This window comes from Dyadobacter sp. CY326, assembly GCF_021390515.1.
Classification (GTDB): domain Bacteria; phylum Bacteroidota; class Bacteroidia; order Cytophagales; family Spirosomataceae; genus Dyadobacter.
Genome location: NZ_JAJUXI010000003.1, coordinates 534,949 through 554,660 on the forward strand (window position 1 = coordinate 534,949; position 19,712 = coordinate 554,660).

The window sequence follows — 19,712 nt, forward strand, 5'->3', positions numbered from 1 at the left end:
GTTGAGCGGACGACCGGATTATGTTCATAATCAAACAGTTACCTTGACCAAATTTATCCAATTTGGTCTTAACATGCTCAGAAAAAAGCGCTGATCTAAGGAAAATTTAGTTAACGGAACGGATGGATTCGATCTTAAAAAGATAATCCACACCGCCTTGTTTCAATGTAAATTCTTTTTGCTCAGGGCGGAATTCCATCACAATCCCAGCCTGGTCGAACCTGAAAATATTCCCGCCATTGTACATCAGGGGAAATTCGGGCTGGCCCGTTGCCTGTGCATTGATCGTTCCATTGCGAGGAGTAATCGTTATTTTTAGCGGAATCTGATCGCTCGAATAGATCCCTTCATAACGGCCGAGCTCTTCGGGTGACAATTTTGCAACATTCAAATTCGGCAATTGAAAAGGCTTGTCATAGTAAGCGCTCAGCAATGCAATCACGACATCGTTCAATGCATAGGCAGTTCCGTTGGATAAAATTGCGACCGTGACTTTATCCTTCGGAAAATGGTAAAGCGTGCTTTGATAACCGTCCAGACTGCCATTGTGCCCATATCCAATTTCATCATAAAATGGCACGCGGATCATTCCAAGGCCCATTCCGTCCGTAATTGTTTTCATCTTTTCCAGACTTTCGGTGCTGATGAGCTTGCCTGAAAACAAGCCATCAATGAAAGCAGTCAAGTCCGATGTTGTTGAAATAATGGAACCTGCCGCGAGCACATTGCTGAGGTCGGTTTCATCGTGTTTCACCCATTTGTCAACAAAATCGTAGGAATATGTGTCGTTTTTTTCAATGTCTGTTTTGCCGTCATAACGCGTGTTTTTGAGTCCAAGCTTTGCGAGAATATGTTTTTCCAGGTTTTCGGCGTAAGACTTTCCGGTGATTTTTTCAATGATAAAACCAAGCAGCACATAATTAGAGTTGCTGTATTCCGTCCGCTGATCTGGCTGGGAATCCGATTTTTGTCCCATGATTACATTGGTCATTTCTTCGGCTGTTCTCGATTTTGTCAAGGTCCGCAAAAAGGACGCGTCGTTGGTGTAATTATGGATTCCGCTGCGGTGATTCAGGAGCATGCGCATGGTGATTTGCGCTGCATTGGGCACGGTCGGAAAATATTTATCCAATGTGGTTGTGAGATCCAGCTTTTTTTCTTCAACAAGCTGCAAGATCATCGTCGCAGTGAATGTCTTGGTTATGGAGCCGACCCTATATCGGGTGTCCCGGTTTGCAGGTTTTTTCTTTATATCGTTGATTTCAGCAAATCCAATGCTTTTTTCGTAAAAAGTCTGCCCCGCGGCGGTCAGCTTCACACTCCCCATCATTTTGTTTTTTGAATCCAACAAACTGAAAAGACTGTCGAGGCGAGCTGTTTTCGATGACTGGGCAATGCAAAATTGTGGTAAAAGCAGCAGGGCGAAACAGAGCAGTTTTAATTTGGACATGGGGTTACGATTGACGGTTAAACGTTGACAAACGCAAAAGAGCAGATTTGTAACCGTAATGTCATTCATGTTGCTAAAAAAATTCGCCGGCAGATCCGTTTGGTTCCGCCGGCGATTCAAATAACATCCATTCAATTGATTGCTAAATCATTCCTTAACCCGCACTGCGCTCGCGTCGAACATGCCATTCATGATGGAGCCTTTTAAATGATCGTCATCCACTTTCACTAGGTCCATGTTCACGTCCGTTCCCTGCGCTGTGAAGTAAAGCGTTAATTTGTTTCCTTCTTCCACAACGTTGGTGATCGGAAGTGCTTCCGGATTTGTACCGGTCGGGTCTTTCAGTTCGCCGCTTAGCTTGCCATCTTTGCGCACCAGATCAGTCACCAGCTTCGCATCGCCGTTGGGTGTGCCGACAATCATTAATTCCCATTTTCCAGCAAAGAAATCCGTTGGTGCCGCGGTTTGAGAAAACCCTTTGAATGATACAACTGAAAGTAAAACGACGAGAATAATAGCTGCTTTTTTCATTGCTTTTGATTTATAAACTGAACTTGATTTGATTACTTACTTTGTTTGGATTCCATTAAACGCACGGGTCCAAGCAGGCCGGATGGCAGCAAAGGCGCGTCCGCTTTGTAAAAAGGCAATGTTGTAAATGTTATTTTTTTTGTAACGCCGGGCTGGGCATCACCGATCAGGCGGTTGACCCAGGTGTTGGTAACATTTACGATGATGGTGTTTGCGCCCGCTTTCAATGCACTTGTAACGTCAATGCGGAATGGTTTTTTCCAAACCGTGCCCACGCTTTTCCCATTCACACGCACTTCTGCAATGTTCTTCACATCGCCCAGATCGAGCATGTAAGCACTTCCCTTGTTTACAGCCGGAATGGTGATTGTGTTTTCATAAGCAGCGGTGCCCGAAAAATACTTGATTGCCGGATCGGCATTGTCAGACAGTGAGGCCAAAGCATTCAGCGAAGCCGTTTGCGGAGCTCCCCTGCCCTCTTGAAATGTCACTTTCCAGGCGGCGTTCGTTGTGGCAATTTCTGCTTCCGTGATGGCAGGCTTTGTATAACTTGTTACAGATGCTTTTTCACCAAAAACGATGAAATATGCATCCCAGGACTGAAATTGGAGCGGAACGATCGTGTGTCCGTCTTTGATTTGATACGAAACTTCCTCCGTTTTGCCGGTTTCCGCATTCCACAATTGCGGCACTTTACCCGTTACACGAAAACTTAAAGTGGCCTCATTGGGACTGTCGCTGCGGTTGTTGAGCCAATAAATATCTGCATTATCGGTCTGGCGGTGCACATACAGAATTTTTGATTTAGCCCCTGAAATTTCCACATCTTTTTGCACGCTAATGTCGTGTAAAACCGTCTCCAATGGCTTTGACGACACATTTGCATTGCTCCAAATCTGATCGACCAGCGTTGTAAATTCGGCAGCATTGTCGCTCAGGCTAGGAGAATATGCTGGTTTAACGCCTGCCACTTTCATTCCTGCTTTAACCAATTCACCTAGCTTTTTCAAGACGGGCAATGTCATGGCTTTGGCTGTGGAATCAAGCACCAGCAAGCGATATTGCTGTCCGCTCGTCGCGACGATATTTCCCCTTTCAATTTTGACTGCATTCTTTAAAACAGAAGCATTGGCATAGTCAAATTCATAACCTGGAGGAATGGCTGGCAGCTTCGTTGCGCTCACCTGCGTGATGTTGCTGTTCTCGCCATAGTAATATAAAATGTCCACGACCGGCTTGCCCTGCTGCAACAAATAGCAACTGCGGCCCAGGTAATCCATCCAGGCTTTCGCCTGCTCTGCCCACGTTTCCTGCCTCGTAAAATACTGACCGAAAGGCCCAAGCGAAATGCCCGGCTTCTTATCATCCAGCGGCTGATGCACCGAGGTGTGCACCACGAACCGGTTCAGTCCGGAAGCCATTTCCAGGTCGGCAGTGCGTTTCAGTTTTTCGGGATGCCAGCTGAATGCATTGCTGATCGATGTCATAGACTCGGCCGCAACCAGATTTTGCCCATAAATATGCGCCACCGACGCCGCCTCACGAATGTCGGCTTCACTTCTGACTTCTTCATCTGCGCCACCAGCCAGGCTGCCCGGTGTCCACATGGCAGACATTGGAATGTCCGCTTTGCGTTTTACGTCCATGCCGTCGGCCAGGAAAATGCGTCCGTTCTCGTGCGATTCGGTGTAACGTTTCATGCCCCGTGCATGCAGCGCGTCGCCAATGACTTCATAATGGTTTTCAACAATCATTTCTCCGATGGTTTTCCGGAAATCCCAGAGAAATCTTTCGCTTGCCTCGGAGCTTTGCACCACGCGTCCGGTCAGCACGGGAATCCACGGCGTGATGTCGTAACCGCGTCGTTTTTTAAATTCTTCCGGCATTGCCTTGGTCCAGGTCATGTGTCCGGCTTCGTAACTGTCGAGCACCATGTGCGTGAGGCCCGATGCGCCCATTTGTCCGCCCGTTGCGTCCTGATACATGTCCAGGTAAGTGTTAATGTATTTGGTAACGGCCGTTTTGTCCAGCTTGTCCACTTCAAGGCCTGTCGCTTCGGGTGACGCGGGGTGATTTTGCCGGCCTGTAATGGAATAACCCATGCGCATAACAATCCAGTTTCCAGCCGGAGCAGTCCAATTCAATGTGCCGTCAGCAGTCATTTTTGAGGTCAAATCCAGCACGTCCTGCGTAGGAATTGCGTCCGCTTCTTTTCTGACCAAACTGTGCGTGCTTTCTTTCCACGGACTGAAACCCGCTTTTTCTTCAAATAAATCAATGCGATCCGTGTTGTAAAGCACAAGTTCGGCGACCGAGACGCCTTCGGGTTTTGGCGGTTCTGCGCTGGCGCCAAACATTTCCGCGAACGGATTTCCCTGGGGCGGCAATGTTTTGAAAGCCACCCGGAAATATTTTGCAGTAACGGGTAAAATGCCCATTGTGTTTTGCTGCACCGTGCTGCCTCTGATGATCACCACATCGCGGAATGTCGTGCCGTCGTCACCCACTTTCAATGTGCGGTTGTCGGGTGCACCGCGGAATTCTGCCAACGGCCCGCCACTGCTTGCGCCTACGAGCATGAATGCCTTGACAGTTTGCGGCGTTTCAAATTCATATTGAATCCACATTTCCTGACCCACTTCGGTTGGAGGCAACAGTGTGGATTTTGCCAAATCACCGTCAGTCAGCCCGGTAAGCGTGAATGCACCGCCGCTGGAGGTGATCTTTGGATTTAATGCGGTTAAGGATTTTTCGGAAGCGGGCAATTTATAGGCAATCACCGCAGCGTCCGCATAATAAGTCGGAAGCGGGCCCGACGGGCCGCCGAGCGTGCTTGCGCCGACCGGAATGTTCTGAAAACTGCCTGTCACGCTGGATGGCTGCGGAAGCTTTCCCGAAAACGCCTGTCCGCCTTTAACAGGCGTTTCGGTCCAGACATATTTTTTCATTGCATCGCTCGCCGGAACCCAGGGACCGCCGGTTACGCTCCATCCGGGCGAGGCGGCAATGGTCATTTCTAATTGCAATTTTTTGGCAAGATCCGTCGTGTGCTTGAATGCGTCTTTCCACTCCGGCGTCATGAAAACGAGCTTTTTAGGCGTCACCTGAGGCGTAAAAAGGCTCGCGTCGAAGTTTTGAAACCCGCCTATGCCAACGCGCTTCATCCATTCCAAATCCTTCGTAATGCCTTCTTTGGTTATGTTTCCATTCATCCAATGCCACCAAACGCGAGGTTTGGCGGCGTCCGGTGGATTTTGAAAACCGGTTTGGAGCGCAGGAGATTGCGCAAAAGTAAAAACAGGAATTATCCAGGCAAGAATCGTTAAACGTTTCATTGGCCGACTGGTTTTAGGTTTGAGAAATCACTGCGCTTCCGCACCAAGCTTGAACTCGGTTCCCATCACCACCATCAATGTGTGGCCATCCGCTTGCGGATTCACAAAAACGACATACACATCATGCAATTTTCCATCCGCATTGGCACCGGGTTTAATGGGCACCGACAGCAACGTTGGCTTGAAATCGAGCGCTTCGGAAGTGGCCAGCATTGTTGACTCTCCAACTAATTTTCCCGTCGGGCTATCCAGTCGCAATTCAACCTTCCCGCCGGCTGCGTTGACCTGCGGCTTTGGCGCAATGGCTTGCAGCTGCAATTCGGTTACTGCATTCAGGTCCACTTGTTTAAGCAACATATAAGCACCTGATTTTGAGGCAATGGCGAGGTTCATGCCACCATTAGAAATCTTCATAATGTCCTCGTAGGCGTCGTAGCCATGCATGTCCACTTTCGCATTCCTAAGGACAAGCGACTGCTCGGATTTCAATGCAGGCAGTCCGCTCGCACCGCCATCTTCATAAGCGGCTCTGACGATGAAAACGCCTTTTCCCTTGTCGCCCGTTGGCAATTTGGCATTGTAACTTCCCTTCAATGGCAACGATTTTTCTTTCGGCTTCTCATTGACAACGTTCAGAATGTATTTCACCATTTCCGAAGCATCTGCGGCGGAAAGTTGCGGGTGCGCTGCCATTGCAGTTTCTCCCCAAACCCCTGCTCCGCCGGAAATTACTTTCTTGGTCAGCCTTTCAACCGCACTTTTGTCATCTTTATATTTCTGCGAAACTTCCCGGTAAGCTGGCCCGATGGATTTCTTATCAACGCTGTGGCAGGCTTTGCAATCGCTCGCTTCGATCAGTTTTTTACCTGCGCTGAATGCTGCGCCTGCGTCTGCCGATCGGTGACCCTGCGCAATGGCGATCTTGTCGTATCCTTCGGCCAGGTAATCAATGTTGACTGCAACGCGCTCGGGATCAATGCCTTTCTCCAAAGTTCCATCTTCCTTATCAGCCACTTTAATGTCGTAGTTGAAAGGCTTGTCTGGTGAATAAAACGATTTGTTACTTGCGGGCATATCCAGGCTTAGCACAGGCGGCTCGTTTCCTACACTAATGTCCATCGATTGCGTGCTAATGCCTCCTTTGCCATCATTGACGGTTAATGTTGCCTTGTAAGCGCCTAATTTGGCGAGGGTAAGATTTGCATCCGGCGTGTTGACCAGTTTGCTGAAACCATTTTTAGAAGTAATTTTCCACGAATATGTGAGGACATCATCGTCAGCGTCTTTTGTTCCTTTCGCACTCAATTTCAATGCCAATGGCGAAGCGCCGCCCATTTTGTTGGCTGTCATCTGGATCTGAGGTTTGCGGTTGCCGCCATTGTATTCAATGCGGATCAATCGTGCATCGTCGTTAGCAGAAAACCAGCCTGTTCCATATTCAAGCATGTACAAATCGCCATTTTCGGCAAATTCCATGTCCATTGGGTTGGAAAATTTATAACTCGGCATAAAACGCTCCATGGCAACAAAATTCCCTTCCTTATCCATTGTAACGGACATAATCCAGCCTCGCATCCAGTCATAAGTCAGCAACTTATTATTGTAGTAACTCGGGAATGCATTCGGCGCATTTTTGAATGCATCGGAATAGTAAACGGGGCCAGCCATGGCGTTCCTTCCGCCGCTGCCCACCAGTGGAAATTCTTTAGACGCACCGTAAGGATACCAAATAAATGCCTTTTGAGCAGGCGGAAGCACTTTTAGACCTGTGTTATTCGGAGAATTGTTGCTAGGCGCATTGACGTCCCAAAGTTCGCCCGACTTGCTTGCGGTAAAATCGTATTTGTTATAAGCCTTATTGTCTCCCACGAAATGCGGCCAACCGAAGTTTCCGGCTTTACGAGCCTGTCCAACTTCATCATGGCCCGCAGGTCCGCGAGAAGAATCGGGCTTGGCTGCATCCGGGCCAACCTCTCCCCAATATACGAATCCAGTTTTCTGATCAACAGAAATCCGGAACGGGTTTCTGTGGCCCATCGTGAAAATTTCGGGCCTTGTTCCTGGTGTGCCTTTTGGAAAAAGATTTCCTTCCGGAATGGTGTAAGGGGCGGCTCCGGCCGTGCCATCGGCTTGTGGCTTAATGCGGATAATCTTGCCGCGCAAGTCATTTGTATTAGCCGAAGATTTTTGCGCATCCCACGCACTTCTGCCCTCGCGCTCGTCGCTCGGACTGTAACCGTTGGAGCCGTGCGGATTCGTGTTATCACCCGTTGACAAATACAGGTTTCCCGCCTTGTCCCAGGCAATCGAACCGCCCGTGTGGCAGCATTCTTCGCGCTGTGTCGGGATTTCGAGCAGCACTTTTTTGGAATTAAAATCAAGCTCATCGCCTTTCAATTCAAACCTCGCCAACACATTTTTCGGCTCTTCGGGAACGGAGTAATAAAGGTAAATCCAGTGATTTTGTGCAAAATTAGGATCCTTATTCAAGCCCAAAAGTCCGTCCTCACCCACCGATTCCTTGCCTTCTTTGTTCTTGTATTTCGTGCTGACAGGCATTTTGGCAATCGTTTTCAGCTCTTTGCTTTTAATGTTGTAAAGCTTCACATCACCTTTTCGCTCTATGAACAGAACGCGCCCGTCATTCAGGACGCTCAGTTCCATCGGCTCGTCGAGTTTTTCTTGCAAAACCACTTTTGTAAAGCGGTTCTCCTCGGGACGGCTTTTCGAAAAATCTACCGGCTTCGGCGCATCGCCGCCAACCGCATATTTAATTCCTGCCAAAAGGTGGTTGAGAAACAAAACCTCAGAAAATGTCTCATCGGTGTGACCCATTGCCGTGTAAAACGCGCGACCGCCATCAAACTCCTGATACCAGCTGATCGGGTGAAAATCTGGGTTTTTGCCGCCTATATAGCTTTTTTCATCTATTTTGAGGACAACTTTAATGTTGGGTGAAATGTCTTTAAAACTATAAAACTCATCCGACCGCTCAAACTCATCCGGCATTCCTTGCGTGGCCCAATGGTTTTTTTCAGTTACAATAAATTTCCCTTTTTGCACATTGCTCGGCGTCATCGGGTGATCCAAGAAATAAGCGCCTGCAAGCTGGCCATACCAGGGCCATTCATATTCCGTGTCCGTAGCGGCGTGAATGCCAACATAACCGCCGCCTGCCTGAATAAATCTTTCAAACGCCGTTTGCTGCTCGTTGGTTAAGATATCGCCGGTTGAATTCAGAAAAATCACGGCATTGAATTTCTTCAAATTACGCTCGTTAAATTGCGCTGCATCCTCGGTAAAGCTAACGCCAAAACCTTGCTCTTTCGCCATTTTGGCTAAGGCAGCATTACCCGCAGCAATTGATGCATGCCGGAAAGCGGCCGTCTTGCTGAACACCAGCACGTTCGTCTTTGGGGCTTGTGCAAAGGACGCCTGATAACTGAGCCCCAGCGCCAGAAAGAGGACATTGATGATGAGTGATTTTACTTTCATCTGATAATAAGTTTGAATTAAGTCAAACAAAGCTAATCTTATTTCAATTATTGTCTTTAAATTAGACAATAAATTTTTTTCTATTATTCATTTGTATTGTGCTAGTTACTTGCGGTTTTCTGCATTGATTCGGCTCAATAGCACATTTAAAGACACCAAAAACCTTAGTTTTGCCAAATGCTGACCGAATCTCCTATCCCTGATAAAAACGTGAGTACACCGATTTTGACAAATCCCAGTGAACAGAATTACATTGACCAGCTGTCCATTGACTGCGTCATTTTTGGTTATCATAATAAGGCGCTGAAAGTGCTTGTTCCGAAACTGAATTTCAAAGGCGATTTCTGGGGCGTGCCCGGCGGATTTGTCCACCAGCACGAAGACATTGATGATGCTGCGCATCGCATTTTGCAGACGCGAACAGGGATTAAAGAAATTTATCTTGAACAATTTCACGTCTTCGGCAATGCCGCACGGAACAATCTGAAATTTATGAAGCGCCTTTTGAAGCTCAATCCGGAATTGCTGATCATGGACGAGGAGCACAAAAAGGAATATATGTGGCTCACAAAGCGCTTTGTTTCAATCGGTTATTATGCGCTGGTGGACATTAACAAGGTGATTCCGCAGAAAATCGACATTGACGAATCCATTGATTGGTATAATGTTCAGGAATTGCCAGAACTGATCATTGACCATAATGAAATTGTTGAAAAAGCCCTCTCCGCACTGCGCGCGAGCTTCGACGAAAAACTCATTGCATTCAACCTGCTTCCCGAAACTTTTACGATGAAAGATGTGCAGGAATTGTACGAAACAATTTTTGACAAACCCCTTGCGCGCAACAACTTTCAGAAGAAAATCCTGGATATGAATGTGCTGGAAAGGTTGGAAAAGAAGTTTACGGGAGCAGCCAACAAGGCGCCTTATCTTTACAGGTTCAAGCGCTAAAACTGAATTTTCGAGATTTTCTTCGTTATGCAGACGGTTGCGAAATGTCCATTTTCAACAATCGGCTTTTGAACAAATCGGTTTTATACTTTAAAATGAAATTGCGCAATGACATGCCTGTGCTGTGCAGCATGCACAAATTTGCAGCCTCCTCTGAGATGTTAAAACGCGAGAGCAGCTCATTTACGCGGATCGTTTTGTTTCTTTCCAGCTCGGTTTTCAGGTAAGTAACCATCGAATCGGCTGTGAATTGCTGGATTGAATTTTCATCAGCCATTTTGCTCGCATAATTATTTCGGGCTAATATATTGACGATCAGATCAATGCTGCTTTTGATTAGTTTAAGATAAGAAGCGGGTTGCTGCGTAAGTTCATATGAAATTTGATTAACCAAATAATGGACCATCTGCGCATCGCGCTCATCGCGAATGGGTTGCCCCTGACGAATGCGAAGGTTTTTGCAAATATTTTCAGCTAGTTTGTAAGTGTCTGCAAAGTCTGGGGTCAGGGCCTTTTTCTTTTGGAAGTCGTCGGCTAAATGCGTGTCAAAAGCGATCATGAATGCTTCGGTCACCTTATCTTCCTGAAAAAGCGGCTTCTGCTCAGGTTCCAGGAAAATAACGCCCTGAGGGCAATAGGAATGGATTTCATGGTTTAAAACAAACTTCCCCTCTCCCGAAATCACAAACAAAACGCGGTAATGCGAAAGGTGTTCCGGGCGCTCATTTAAGCTTCGCGTTTTGCATTGGAGCAAGTGAAATTTCTTTTGCGCACTGAATTTAATGGCTGTCATACACATTTCTGGCTTATGCAACAGCACAATTTTGTAATTCAAAGGTTACAAAGAAAATCAGATTGTCTGAAGGGCCGTTTTTGGTGTTTGAACAGGCAAATTTGCGTGCAGAAGTCTTTCGGGAAATTATCGTCCGAGCCAGTTTTTGAACTCCGACATGCGGTCCGCGCTGACGGTCGTTTCCTGGGACAATGCGGGGTTAAGCTCAATTTTCAGCCTTCCCGGCGAGATTGCGTGGATGTTTTTAATGGCATCAATCGAAATCAGCAACGTGCGGTTAATGCGGAAGAACTGGCTCGGGTCAAGCATCTGAGACAACCGTTCGAGGCTGTATTCGACGGCAAAATGCCGACCGTCAAACAACCTTAGAAATGTGGACCGCTCTTCGATCATGAAGTAAGCAATCTCGGATGTTTTAAAAGTAAATATGCGTGAACCGGCCGTGCAGAGGAACCGATCTTTGTAAGCGTCGGTGGGCAAAATTTCAGCTACCATTGTGGACGGAGTTGCTGTGACAGGCGCTGACAACTTCTTGAATTTCAACAATGACGCCTGCAATTCCAGTGGATTAATGGGCTTCAAAAGATAATCAATGCTGTTGGCCTTGAACGCTTTCAATGCATATTCGTCAAACGCTGTGGTGAAAATGACCGGGATCATCAGATCAAGACTTTCGACAATGCGAAAACCGTTGTCATCTTCGAGGTGAATGTCCAAAAATATCAGGTCAGGCTGGGTTTTGGCCTCGTTTTGGAGATAGGCGATGGTTTCAAAAACGGAGGGAATGGTTGCGAGCACTCTGATGGATGGGTCAATGCCGAAAATCAGCTTTTGCAGGCGCTCCGCACTTAAATCTTCATCTTCTACGATCAGCACATTCATGATATCAGCGGGATTTTCACGACGAAATTAGCGTCCGTTTTTTCAATAATGACCAGTTTATTTTGCAAAAGTTTGTAACGGCTCTCAATGTTTTGCAGGCCCAGCCTGGTTGTGGATTCTCTCAATTGCCTTAGCTGCAATGGGTTGCTTACAATTAACATTCCCTTCTCAATGTAAATGCTGATCGTCAGCGGATGCTGCATCGACATAGTGTTGTGCTTCACCGCATTCTCGATCAGCGGCTGCAATGTGAGTGGAATGATCGCGTATTTTTCGAGGTCTTCGTTTGGAATGTTCACTTCAATGCGCACCTTTTCCTGAAAACGCGTCCTGAGCAGGAATGTGTAAGTTTCCAAAAATTTGATTTCTTCTTTCAAACTGATCTGATGCAATTCTGCCTGTTCGAGAATGTAGCGGTAGGCCAGCGAAAGCTGCTGGATAAACGCGCTCGATTTTTCTGGCCGCGTCTCCACCAGTGAGGCAAGAACACTCAGATTATTGAACAAAAAATGCGGGCTGATTTGATTTTTCAAAGCCAAAAACCGCGCGCTCATGTTTTCAGTCGCCAGTTTTTCCGAATCCACGAGCAGCTTTTTCAATTTTTCCTGCACCTGATTGCTTACGCACAAATAATAACCGGCAATCAATGCAAGAATGGTCAACGCCTGATTGGCACGATGCGCGGCATAAAACATCCGGGACTTGGACGCGGCGCGCCCGTAACGCATGGGTTCTTCACTCCAAAATGAGTCCATAAACGCCCACGTATGCGTCAGCACATAATTGAAAATCAACGCCAGCAGCACGGCGGGAACAAGGGCGATGAGCTGATGCGAAATTTTGAATTCAGCAGAACGGTCGCTTCCTGTTAATGCCGTGAGCTTTTTCAGAAACCAGTCGATCAGATAAATCCAGCTCGTGTAAAACACCATGCTGATCACGACCTCGACAGAAAACAATGGCAGTTTGCGCAGAACCGTCCCCCAGACGTCATCATCGACATTCAGGAAAGTTCTCAACGGAATGTAAACGATCGCCAGCGCAAAGCCCAGCAACCATTTCTGACCAAGTTTATAAAGCCGCATATTCTAACAAAATGCATTTTTTCAAATGTAGGGGATTTTTGATGGATGTGGAGGCTAGGGCCTGCAGGAATGATATTTTGACACCAATCCTACAAATCATCAACAATCGCTTTTATGAAAAATATATTAATGATCCTGACTTCGCATAAGGACATGGAGAACACGGATAGCAAAACAGGCGTGTGGCTGGGGGAATTTACAGACCCATATTATGAATTTATCGATCAGGGATATAGCGTTGTGCTGGCGAGCCCGAAAGGTGGAACGCCGCCGGTGGACCCGATGAGCACATTGACCGAAAATATCACTGCTTCAAACCGACGTTTTCAGGACGATTCCATTGCCCAGCGCGTTTTTGAAAACACAATTATGCTGGAAGAAGCGGATCTTGACAAGTTTGACGCCGTATTTTATCCAGGCGGCCACGGCCCGATCTGGGACCTTGCCGACAGCGCCACAAGCGGTCAGATCATTCTCGATTTTCTGGATTCCGGTCGTCCGGTGGGCGCAGTTTGCCATGGACCAGCGGCGCTGATTGCAGCTGCATTGTTGCGTCCGGGCTTGCTAAAAGGCAAGAAATTGGCTGGCTTTACAAATACGGAGGAAGCACTGACATTCCGGTCTGACAATGTTCCTTACAAACTGGAAGATCGCCTGATTGAGCTTGGCGCCGATTTCGATTCGGCACTTATTCCATTTACATCGCATGTAGAAACGGACGGTCTGCTCATCACGGGTCAAAATCCGGCATCGGCAGGCCCGACAGCCAAAGCGCTCATTGAGTTTCTCGAAAAACAGCCTGTTTCTGCGCATTAATCCGCATTGAACTAGATAAAAGAGCGGGATCGCATTGTGCTGTCCCGCTCTTTTTATGTTTTTGGAAAATTATGTTTTTAGAAAAATCGCTCCGTAGTTTCCCGGAACATTGATGGGCAGCCATTCGTTATCCGAATTGACTTCAACCGGAGAATGATGGCCGTCAATGTGTTCCTTCCAGATTCCTGTTTCCGGAAAAGGAAGCCAGATCTGTTGCGTTTGATTTGAAAAATTGATGGCGATCATTGCGCTTGCTCCCGGCAATCCATCCATGCTGTTTCGGCGAAATGCAATCACCTGTTTGTTCAAATGATCTGATTCGAAATAGTAATAAAAATAACCCCGGCTGGTCAGCGCCTGCGTTTCCCTGCGCAGCTTGCCCAAGATCCTGTGCAGCCGGACGAGCGCCTTACCCGGACCGTCATAAAAATATTCCCAATGAAGAGGCCGTTCAAACAAATTACGCCCGATCCCGCCGCCGGGAACACCCCAGTTTTCACCAAATTCCTGCCCTTGCCAAAGCATGGGAATGCCCTTTGCAGTGTAAAACGCAATGATAAATGGCTGCATTTTATAAAAATCACCCCGATCTCCATATGCCTCACCCAGCAAATCCCGCACTGCCCCTGCGCCAAAAGAATTGATAAATCGTGCATGGTCGTGTGATTCAAGATATTGAAACGGCGCAACTGGAAAGCGGTCTCCGGAAGATTCATAATGATATTCGCTCGGGTAACCATTCATCTGCGGGTCAAGCTGATGCGCGAAAGATGCATTGACAAAATGATTCCGCGCCGTGTTACCTGACAAGTCCAGCAGACCATTTTGCCAGCAAGTGTTGGTGTAAGTTTTGGAAAGGATTTCCTGGGGAGCCGGCAAATGTTCGGCACATTGAATGATCTTGCTGCGGTTGGGAGCTGCAAATCGTGAAATTGACCGCGAATGCTCGTAAGTGCGGAACACCAATTGCGCATAACCTTGCCCCATGAAGCCGTCATACATGCCGGGAACATAGTCATAACGGAAGCCATCGACGTGATAATGTTCGAGATAATATTGATTCAAAACAAAAAAGAAGTCTCTTGTAAATGGCTTGGTGTAATCGGCGCCAGGATTGTCATTGAAAAATTCACCCGCAAAATTGCCCATCATCGGGTTGGGCTCACCGCTGTGCTTATAGATCTGACTATAAGCGAATTCCGGATGCGCGTGAGCATAAACCGCGTCAAGAATGACTGCAATTCCGCGCACGTGGCAGGCATTTACGAGCCGTTTGAGTCCATCTATTCCACCGAGCCGTTCGTCGGGAGCAAAATATCCGAGCGGTGTGTAACCCCATTCCACGTCTTCCTTCACATTGGTTACGGGCATCAGTTCCAGGACATTAACGCCCAAATCCCACAAGTAATCCAGTTGCAGGATCACGCCATCAAAATCTCGGTTAAACTCTCGGACATTGAGTTCATACACAACCATTTGATCCACTTCGGGAACCTGAAAAACGGCATCAAGCCAAGGAAATGGCTGCTGGTCAGGCTCGACGGTCACACTGGAAAGCGTGCCAACGCCCGACTCCGGGCCAAACGGATCGGCAAACCAGAATGTAACTTCCTGCTCGCCTCTTAACAACTGATAACGATACAGATAGCGGCCGGTTTCGCCAAAACGACTTGCGGTGTTGGGCTGCAAAGAAACGGAAGCCGTCCATAAATCAAGCTCGGAACCGTTCTCCCAGCTCATCCAGAAATCAGCAGGCTCTATGCCGCGAACAAACTGGTCAAACTCGTGAATGATGCGCAGTTTCAGCCGATAACCTTTGTTGAATGTGATCCCCGGCAGATAAATCCCGAAGTTGATTTGCCAGTTGCCTCCCGCATCCTGACTTGCACGCGCTCCTACTTCATTCAAGTTGATCATCGTCTCCCAGATTTAACGTTAAGTTGTGACATTGGTTAACGATGCCAATGCTTTGTTTATCAATTTAAACAGAAACACGAAGCACTGATAACGAATTGGTTTCAGACTTTGCGGAACGCTGCGGGAAGTTATTTTACGGCGATTTCAATGGTCATTCATTAGCCAAAGCCTCCACCGGATTGCCAGTCGCGGCTTTATAAGTCCGGGTTGTAATGATGAGTCCACCCAGGAGCAGCAAGACGCCAAAGCAAAGTGCAAATGTCTCAAAACCAAGGGAAACATGATAGGCAAAATTGATCAGAAATGCATAACCGGCCAAGTAACCGAGCGGCAATGCAATGGCAGCGGCGATGGAAAGCAGCAACACGAAATCGCGTGAAAGCAGCCAGATAATCTGCCTGATTTCCGCGCCCATCACTTTGCGAATGCCAACCTCTTTGATGCGGGTTTGCGTGTTATAAGTTACCATGCCGAGCAGTCCAAGGCAGGCGATGGAGAACGAGATGCCCAACAGCAATCCCATGAAATTAATGTCTTCCATATGCGCGTGGCGCTCGTAGAGAAAGTCGTCAAACCAAATGCCTTCGAAATTCTCGTAAGGCGCTAATTTCGACCAAGTGTTTTTGATTTCGGATAAAACGCGTCCTTCCGAGCCGGCAGCGACTGCCACATGCATGTAACGCAAGTTGCCGACTTGCTGGCGCAGGATAAGCGGCTTAATTTCCCAATTGAAACTGGTAAACCTGAAATCCTTCACCACTCCGGCAATGTGCACTTCGGTGCTGTCTGCCAGCCAAAGGGACTTGCCAACTGCATCGCCATTGTCGCCTAACCCAAACTTTTTCACGGCTTCTTCATTGATCAAAATCATCCCGCCAGCAGCCGCTCTGTTAGGTAAATCCTTGCCTGCAACCAATGTAAGGTCAAGGGTTTTGGTAAAATCAGGAGCAACATCAGCAATGAATGACTGCACTGCATTAAGATCGTTGCGCTTCAATCTGATCAGTTCCGTTGCACCGTGATGACCGAATGGCTCATAAATGCCGGAAATATGCTCCACGCCGGCTAATTTGCTAACCTCATTGGCGAGTCGCTCGTATGGAACGTTACTCAGTGGAATGTTCAAAACGTTTTTGCTACGAAAGCCGTAATTGGCCGTTGCCATGTAATTCTGCTGCCGCATCACGGTCACCAGCGTGATCATCGCAACGAGTGAAATGCCGAATTGGGCCACGATCAGTGCCTTGCGTAACGATATTCCTTTGATGATTTTCAAACCATTGTGACTGCGAAGGACTTCCGCAGGCTGAAAATTGGAAAGCACTTTGGCTGGAATCAGTCCGGCCAAAAGTCCCGCTGTGACGCTGAATGCAAGAAAAGATCCCCAAAGCTTCCAGTCCCAGGTGACGCCTCCTATCAGCCATTGCTGCACGAAAGCCATGGGTTTCACCATTTCGAGCATCAGGTAAGCCAGCACTAATGCAAGGAGAGAAAGAATGACCGATTCAGCCATGAACTGGCCCAGCAGTTGCCAGCGCAGCGCACCCGACGTTTTGCGAATTCCAACCTCTCGGGCGCGACTCATCGAGCGTGCCAATGTCAGGTTAATATAATTGAATGCGGCCATCAGCAATGTCACCAGCCCAACGCCCATTTCGGCCATCAAGCTGCCGATTTGCGGTTCATAAGTGCTGTTGATCAGCTCTTCCGTGGATGGCGAAAGGGATGTAAAAGCCTGAGCACGAAAACGATAACCATTAAACCCGCTTTGTTTGAAACCGGCACTGTGCTTGTCGGAAATGGCTGGCAAAATGGCTTGCAACTGGGCGCCGGTGGTGCCCGGTTTTAATAAAATATAAGTGTAACAATGCGAAAACTCCTTCCAATCATTCTTGCCACTCAGCAAGCCTAATTTTTCGTCGGATAAGCTGAACAGAACATCAAACCTTAGGTGCGAAAGTGAAGTTGTATCGTCTAGCACGCCCGTTATGACCGAAGGCGCAATGCCTTCCTGCATCAAAACTTGTCCGATAGGGTCTTTTTTACCAAAAAGTTTTTCAGCCGTTTTCTTGCTGATCATGGCCGTGTTCGGCTGATTGGCGACCTGACCGATAACAACGGGATAGCCGAAAAGCTGATAAAATGCTGGATCAACTGCGAAAGTCAGCAGGTCCAGTCGCTTTGCATTGCCTTCCACGTCGCCATATGTGCGGATCACGCGGGCGGTGTTTTCCACAAAAGCATAATCCTTTTTTAGCGTTTCTGCGAGGGGCGCCGGCGACGTTGCGAATGCTGCTTTGTCGTTTTCTTTATTGGTAACATCAGTCAGGATGCGGTAAATGCGGTCGCGCTTTGGATGAAAATTATCATAATCCAATGCGCCTTTGATGTGGGCAATGGCAAGAAAACAAACCATTAAACCGGAAGCCAGACCGAAGACATTGATTATGGAAAACAGCTGGTGTTTCCAGATATTTCGCACCGCAATCTTGATGTAATTTCTAAGCATATCGTCAGGTTGGAGAGGAATATCGTCATTTGGTAAAAGTTTTATACCAAAAACAAATATGGCTCCTGCTCACGCTAATGCCCTTTTCGAGGCCGACTAACTGTGCATTCCCGGACAAGCCGTGTTCGTTTCTATTCGCTAATTATCTGTCAGGCTTTCCATGAATTTGATCACCAGACTGATTTCCGTTTTAGTCAGATTTAGTTTGTCTGCTGCCAGTGTTTGGTTCGGGACATTCAGCCCGAGTCCTGCGCCGCCGCCTTCATTGTAAAACTCCATCACTTCCTGCAAGGTTGAAAACGCACCGTTGTGCATATACGGCGCTGTTTTGGCAACATTCCGGACCGTGCTCGTTTTGAATGCGTGTTTCCATTGCGGGAAATTGTTATGTGTTCCCCGGCCTGCGTCCACGTCCAGTTTGGCATTTTTGAAATTGGCCTCAGTGGTTACGCCCAGCACTTCGGATTCCGTTCGTTGATAATCGGGCGGCACGGTTCCGTTGAAAAGGGGCACAAAGTGACAAGTTCCGCATTTCGCTTTGCCCATAAAAAGATTGAAACCATTAATTTCCTCCAAAGTCATCGCCTTTTTATCGCCACGCATGTATTTGTCAAACCTGGAACTGAAAGGGTTAAGCGAACGAACGAAAACAGCAAGCGAATTCTGAATGTAAACCGGCGGAACAGTGTCTAGCTCGGGATATGCTTCTTTAAACAACCGCTTATAATCTTCATCCGAACCGATTAGTTTCGCGATTTGCTGCATGGAACCGTGCATTTCAGCTTTGTTATGGATCACATCGGCCGCCTGATCTTCCAATGAAGGCGAGCGCAGATCGTAAAACAATGCTTGTTGCAACGCAGCATACTGAATCGTTGGGGCGTTTCTCTGGATGTTTTCGTTGCCAAATCCTTTGCTCGTTTTAAGCCCGTCGCTGTAAGCAAGCCCCGGCTGGTGACAGGAACCGCAGTTGGTTTTTCCGTTGCCGGAAACGCGACCGTCGTAAAAGAGCTTTTGTCCCAAGGCAATCCGTTCGGGTGTAGACTTGAAACGATCGTTGGAAACAAGCGCCTCCGCGTCAAAAGCGCCCGGATCGAACAATGTTGCGGCATCGCCTTTGAGCAAACGGCGATCATTTACAAAGGGAATGTCAGCCAGTTTTTGCTGCGCGTGCAAGGTTCGGGACAGCGGATTAATGTGGTCTGCAATGAATGTTGCTCTGTCAAAATCGTTAAAATTTTTGCTTTTTTTCAAAAACAGAATTGCCTTTTCCGCTTGCTTATCTGCTGCTTTTGTATCCTTCAAAACGCCTTCGTAAGCGCTCAGATAAGTCTGAAATGAATGCAAAACCTGCTCACTCTCGGCCAATGCATTGCCCGAAGCCGGGTTATCGAAACCCGAAATCCCTAGCGTGATCAACCGGAACAATTCCAGTCGCAATGCATTGAAAACGTGCGCATCAGTCAATTGAATGTCAATCCATAAGGTCTTGATCCGCTTTACATTGACCTGCAATTTCCTCACCTGCCGGACCAGTTCTTCCTTTTCTATTTTATCTTCAGTGTAAATTAATTCTTCAATCACCTGCAATCCGCCGGGCTCAAAAACAGCATTTTCCTCGTCTTCCACTTCGTCCAGCGGCGCGCCATTGACCAGCCTTACAGTTGTGGGAAAAAAATATTCGGCAAACGCTTCGGCCTTTTTGTATTGCAAACGAAGTTTAAGAAAATCTTCCTGCATTTTTTCGCGGTCATCCGAAGTTCGAACGACGCCGAGAAAATCTTCATTTCTTGCAATAAGTGTGTTCAGATCTGCATTGAACTGGTCATAAACGACGTCCTTTGGGCTTTTTTGCATGGCACAGCGCGTGGCCACGAGCACAAAAAAAACGGATAAAATCAAACTTGGGCTGATCTTCATATCCCTATAAATGCATAAGAAGGCCTTC

Annotated in this window: 12 protein-coding genes; 2 read left to right on the plus strand and 10 right to left on the minus strand. The window is 47.5% G+C overall.

Annotation, left to right across the window (positions count from 1 at the left end):
- Positions 1 to 106: 106 nt before the first annotated feature.
- The 4 genes from LZG73_RS06695 to LZG73_RS06710 all read right to left on the minus strand — a co-directional run bounded on the left by LZG73_RS06695 (position 107) and on the right by LZG73_RS06710 (position 8,811).
- Entirely contained in the window at positions 107 to 1,450 is a 1,344-nt protein-coding gene (locus tag LZG73_RS06695) for a serine hydrolase (protein WP_233847059.1), read from the minus strand.
- 147 nt (positions 1,451 to 1,597) lie between these two features.
- Entirely contained in the window at positions 1,598 to 1,981 is a 384-nt protein-coding gene (locus tag LZG73_RS06700; protein WP_233847060.1) for a hypothetical protein, read from the minus strand.
- A gap of 32 nt (positions 1,982 to 2,013) precedes the next feature.
- Positions 2,014 to 5,316: a glycosyl hydrolase gene (locus LZG73_RS06705; protein WP_233847061.1), complete on the minus strand. Its 3,303-nt coding sequence runs from the start codon at positions 5,314 to 5,316 to the stop codon at positions 2,014 to 2,016.
- A 27-nt stretch (positions 5,317 to 5,343) separates the two neighbouring features.
- Positions 5,344 to 8,811 (minus strand): ThuA domain-containing protein, encoded by a 3,468-nt coding sequence (locus LZG73_RS06710; RefSeq protein WP_233847062.1) that lies wholly within the window; start codon positions 8,809 to 8,811, stop codon positions 5,344 to 5,346.
- 177 nt (positions 8,812 to 8,988) lie between these two features.
- Between LZG73_RS06710 and LZG73_RS06715 the strand changes: the two genes are divergently transcribed.
- A complete protein-coding gene (locus tag LZG73_RS06715; protein WP_233847064.1) occupies positions 8,989 to 9,762 on the plus strand; it encodes an NrtR DNA-binding winged helix domain-containing protein in 774 nt (257 codons plus the stop codon).
- A gap of 25 nt (positions 9,763 to 9,787) precedes the next feature.
- Here the strand turns inward: LZG73_RS06715 and LZG73_RS06720 are convergent, their stop codons facing one another.
- From LZG73_RS06720 to LZG73_RS06730, 3 genes are all read right to left on the minus strand, one after another.
- Positions 9,788 to 10,555 (minus strand): hypothetical protein, encoded by a 768-nt coding sequence (locus LZG73_RS06720; RefSeq protein WP_233847066.1) that lies wholly within the window; start codon positions 10,553 to 10,555, stop codon positions 9,788 to 9,790.
- A gap of 126 nt (positions 10,556 to 10,681) precedes the next feature.
- A complete protein-coding gene (locus LZG73_RS06725) occupies positions 10,682 to 11,437 on the minus strand; it encodes a LytTR family DNA-binding domain-containing protein (RefSeq protein ID WP_233847067.1) in 756 nt (251 codons plus the stop codon).
- The gene (locus tag LZG73_RS06730) at positions 11,434 to 12,522 is read right to left on the minus strand and encodes a sensor histidine kinase (RefSeq protein WP_233847068.1); all 1,089 of its coding nucleotides are present in this window, start codon (positions 12,520 to 12,522) and stop codon (positions 11,434 to 11,436) included. The genes LZG73_RS06725 and LZG73_RS06730 overlap by 4 nt, the downstream gene beginning before the upstream one ends.
- A 114-nt stretch (positions 12,523 to 12,636) precedes the next feature.
- Between LZG73_RS06730 and LZG73_RS06735 the strand changes: the two genes are divergently transcribed.
- Positions 12,637 to 13,338, plus strand: coding sequence for a type 1 glutamine amidotransferase domain-containing protein (locus LZG73_RS06735; protein ID WP_233847069.1), 702 nt, complete (start codon positions 12,637 to 12,639; stop codon positions 13,336 to 13,338).
- A gap of 69 nt (positions 13,339 to 13,407) precedes the next feature.
- On the opposite strand, the gene LZG73_RS06740 is transcribed toward LZG73_RS06735, so the two are convergent.
- The 3 genes from LZG73_RS06740 to LZG73_RS06750 form a co-directional block, all read right to left on the minus strand.
- Positions 13,408 to 15,255, minus strand: a complete 1,848-nt coding sequence (locus LZG73_RS06740) for an alpha-amylase family glycosyl hydrolase (protein ID WP_233847070.1) — start codon at positions 15,253 to 15,255, stop codon at positions 13,408 to 13,410.
- 151 nt (positions 15,256 to 15,406) lie between these two features.
- The gene (locus tag LZG73_RS06745; protein ID WP_233847071.1) at positions 15,407 to 17,764 is read right to left on the minus strand and encodes an ABC transporter permease; all 2,358 of its coding nucleotides are present in this window, start codon (positions 17,762 to 17,764) and stop codon (positions 15,407 to 15,409) included.
- A gap of 138 nt (positions 17,765 to 17,902) precedes the next feature.
- Positions 17,903 to 19,684, minus strand: a complete 1,782-nt coding sequence (locus tag LZG73_RS06750; protein WP_233847072.1) for a cytochrome-c peroxidase — start codon at positions 19,682 to 19,684, stop codon at positions 17,903 to 17,905.
- Positions 19,685 to 19,712: the final 28 nt, after the last annotated feature.

What these genes read in the sequence shown, in the direction of transcription:
- LZG73_RS06695 (WP_233847059.1), bottom strand. Translation starts at nt 1,450, where the DNA reads ATGTCCAAATTAAAACTGCTCTGTTTCGCCCTGCTGCTTTTACCACAA.
- LZG73_RS06705 (WP_233847061.1), bottom strand. Translation starts at nt 5,316, where the DNA reads ATGAAACGTTTAACGATTCTTGCCTGGATAATTCCTGTTTTTACTTTT.
- LZG73_RS06740 (WP_233847070.1), bottom strand. Translation starts at nt 15,255, where the DNA reads ATGATCAACTTGAATGAAGTAGGAGCGCGTGCAAGTCAGGATGCGGGA.
- LZG73_RS06750 (WP_233847072.1), bottom strand. Translation starts at nt 19,684, where the DNA reads ATGAAGATCAGCCCAAGTTTGATTTTATCCGTTTTTTTTGTGCTCGTG.
- LZG73_RS06720 (WP_233847066.1), bottom strand. Translation starts at nt 10,555, where the DNA reads ATGACAGCCATTAAATTCAGTGCGCAAAAGAAATTTCACTTGCTCCAA.
- LZG73_RS06715 (WP_233847064.1), top strand. Translation starts at nt 8,989, where the DNA reads ATGCTGACCGAATCTCCTATCCCTGATAAAAACGTGAGTACACCGATT.
- LZG73_RS06745 (WP_233847071.1), bottom strand. Translation starts at nt 17,764, where the DNA reads ATGCTTAGAAATTACATCAAGATTGCGGTGCGAAATATCTGGAAACAC.
- LZG73_RS06700 (WP_233847060.1), bottom strand. Translation starts at nt 1,981, where the DNA reads ATGAAAAAAGCAGCTATTATTCTCGTCGTTTTACTTTCAGTTGTATCA.
- LZG73_RS06725 (WP_233847067.1), bottom strand. Translation starts at nt 11,437, where the DNA reads ATGAATGTGCTGATCGTAGAAGATGAAGATTTAAGTGCGGAGCGCCTG.
- LZG73_RS06710 (WP_233847062.1), bottom strand. Translation starts at nt 8,811, where the DNA reads ATGAAAGTAAAATCACTCATCATCAATGTCCTCTTTCTGGCGCTGGGG.
- LZG73_RS06730 (WP_233847068.1), bottom strand. Translation starts at nt 12,522, where the DNA reads ATGCGGCTTTATAAACTTGGTCAGAAATGGTTGCTGGGCTTTGCGCTG.
- LZG73_RS06735 (WP_233847069.1), top strand. Translation starts at nt 12,637, where the DNA reads ATGAAAAATATATTAATGATCCTGACTTCGCATAAGGACATGGAGAAC.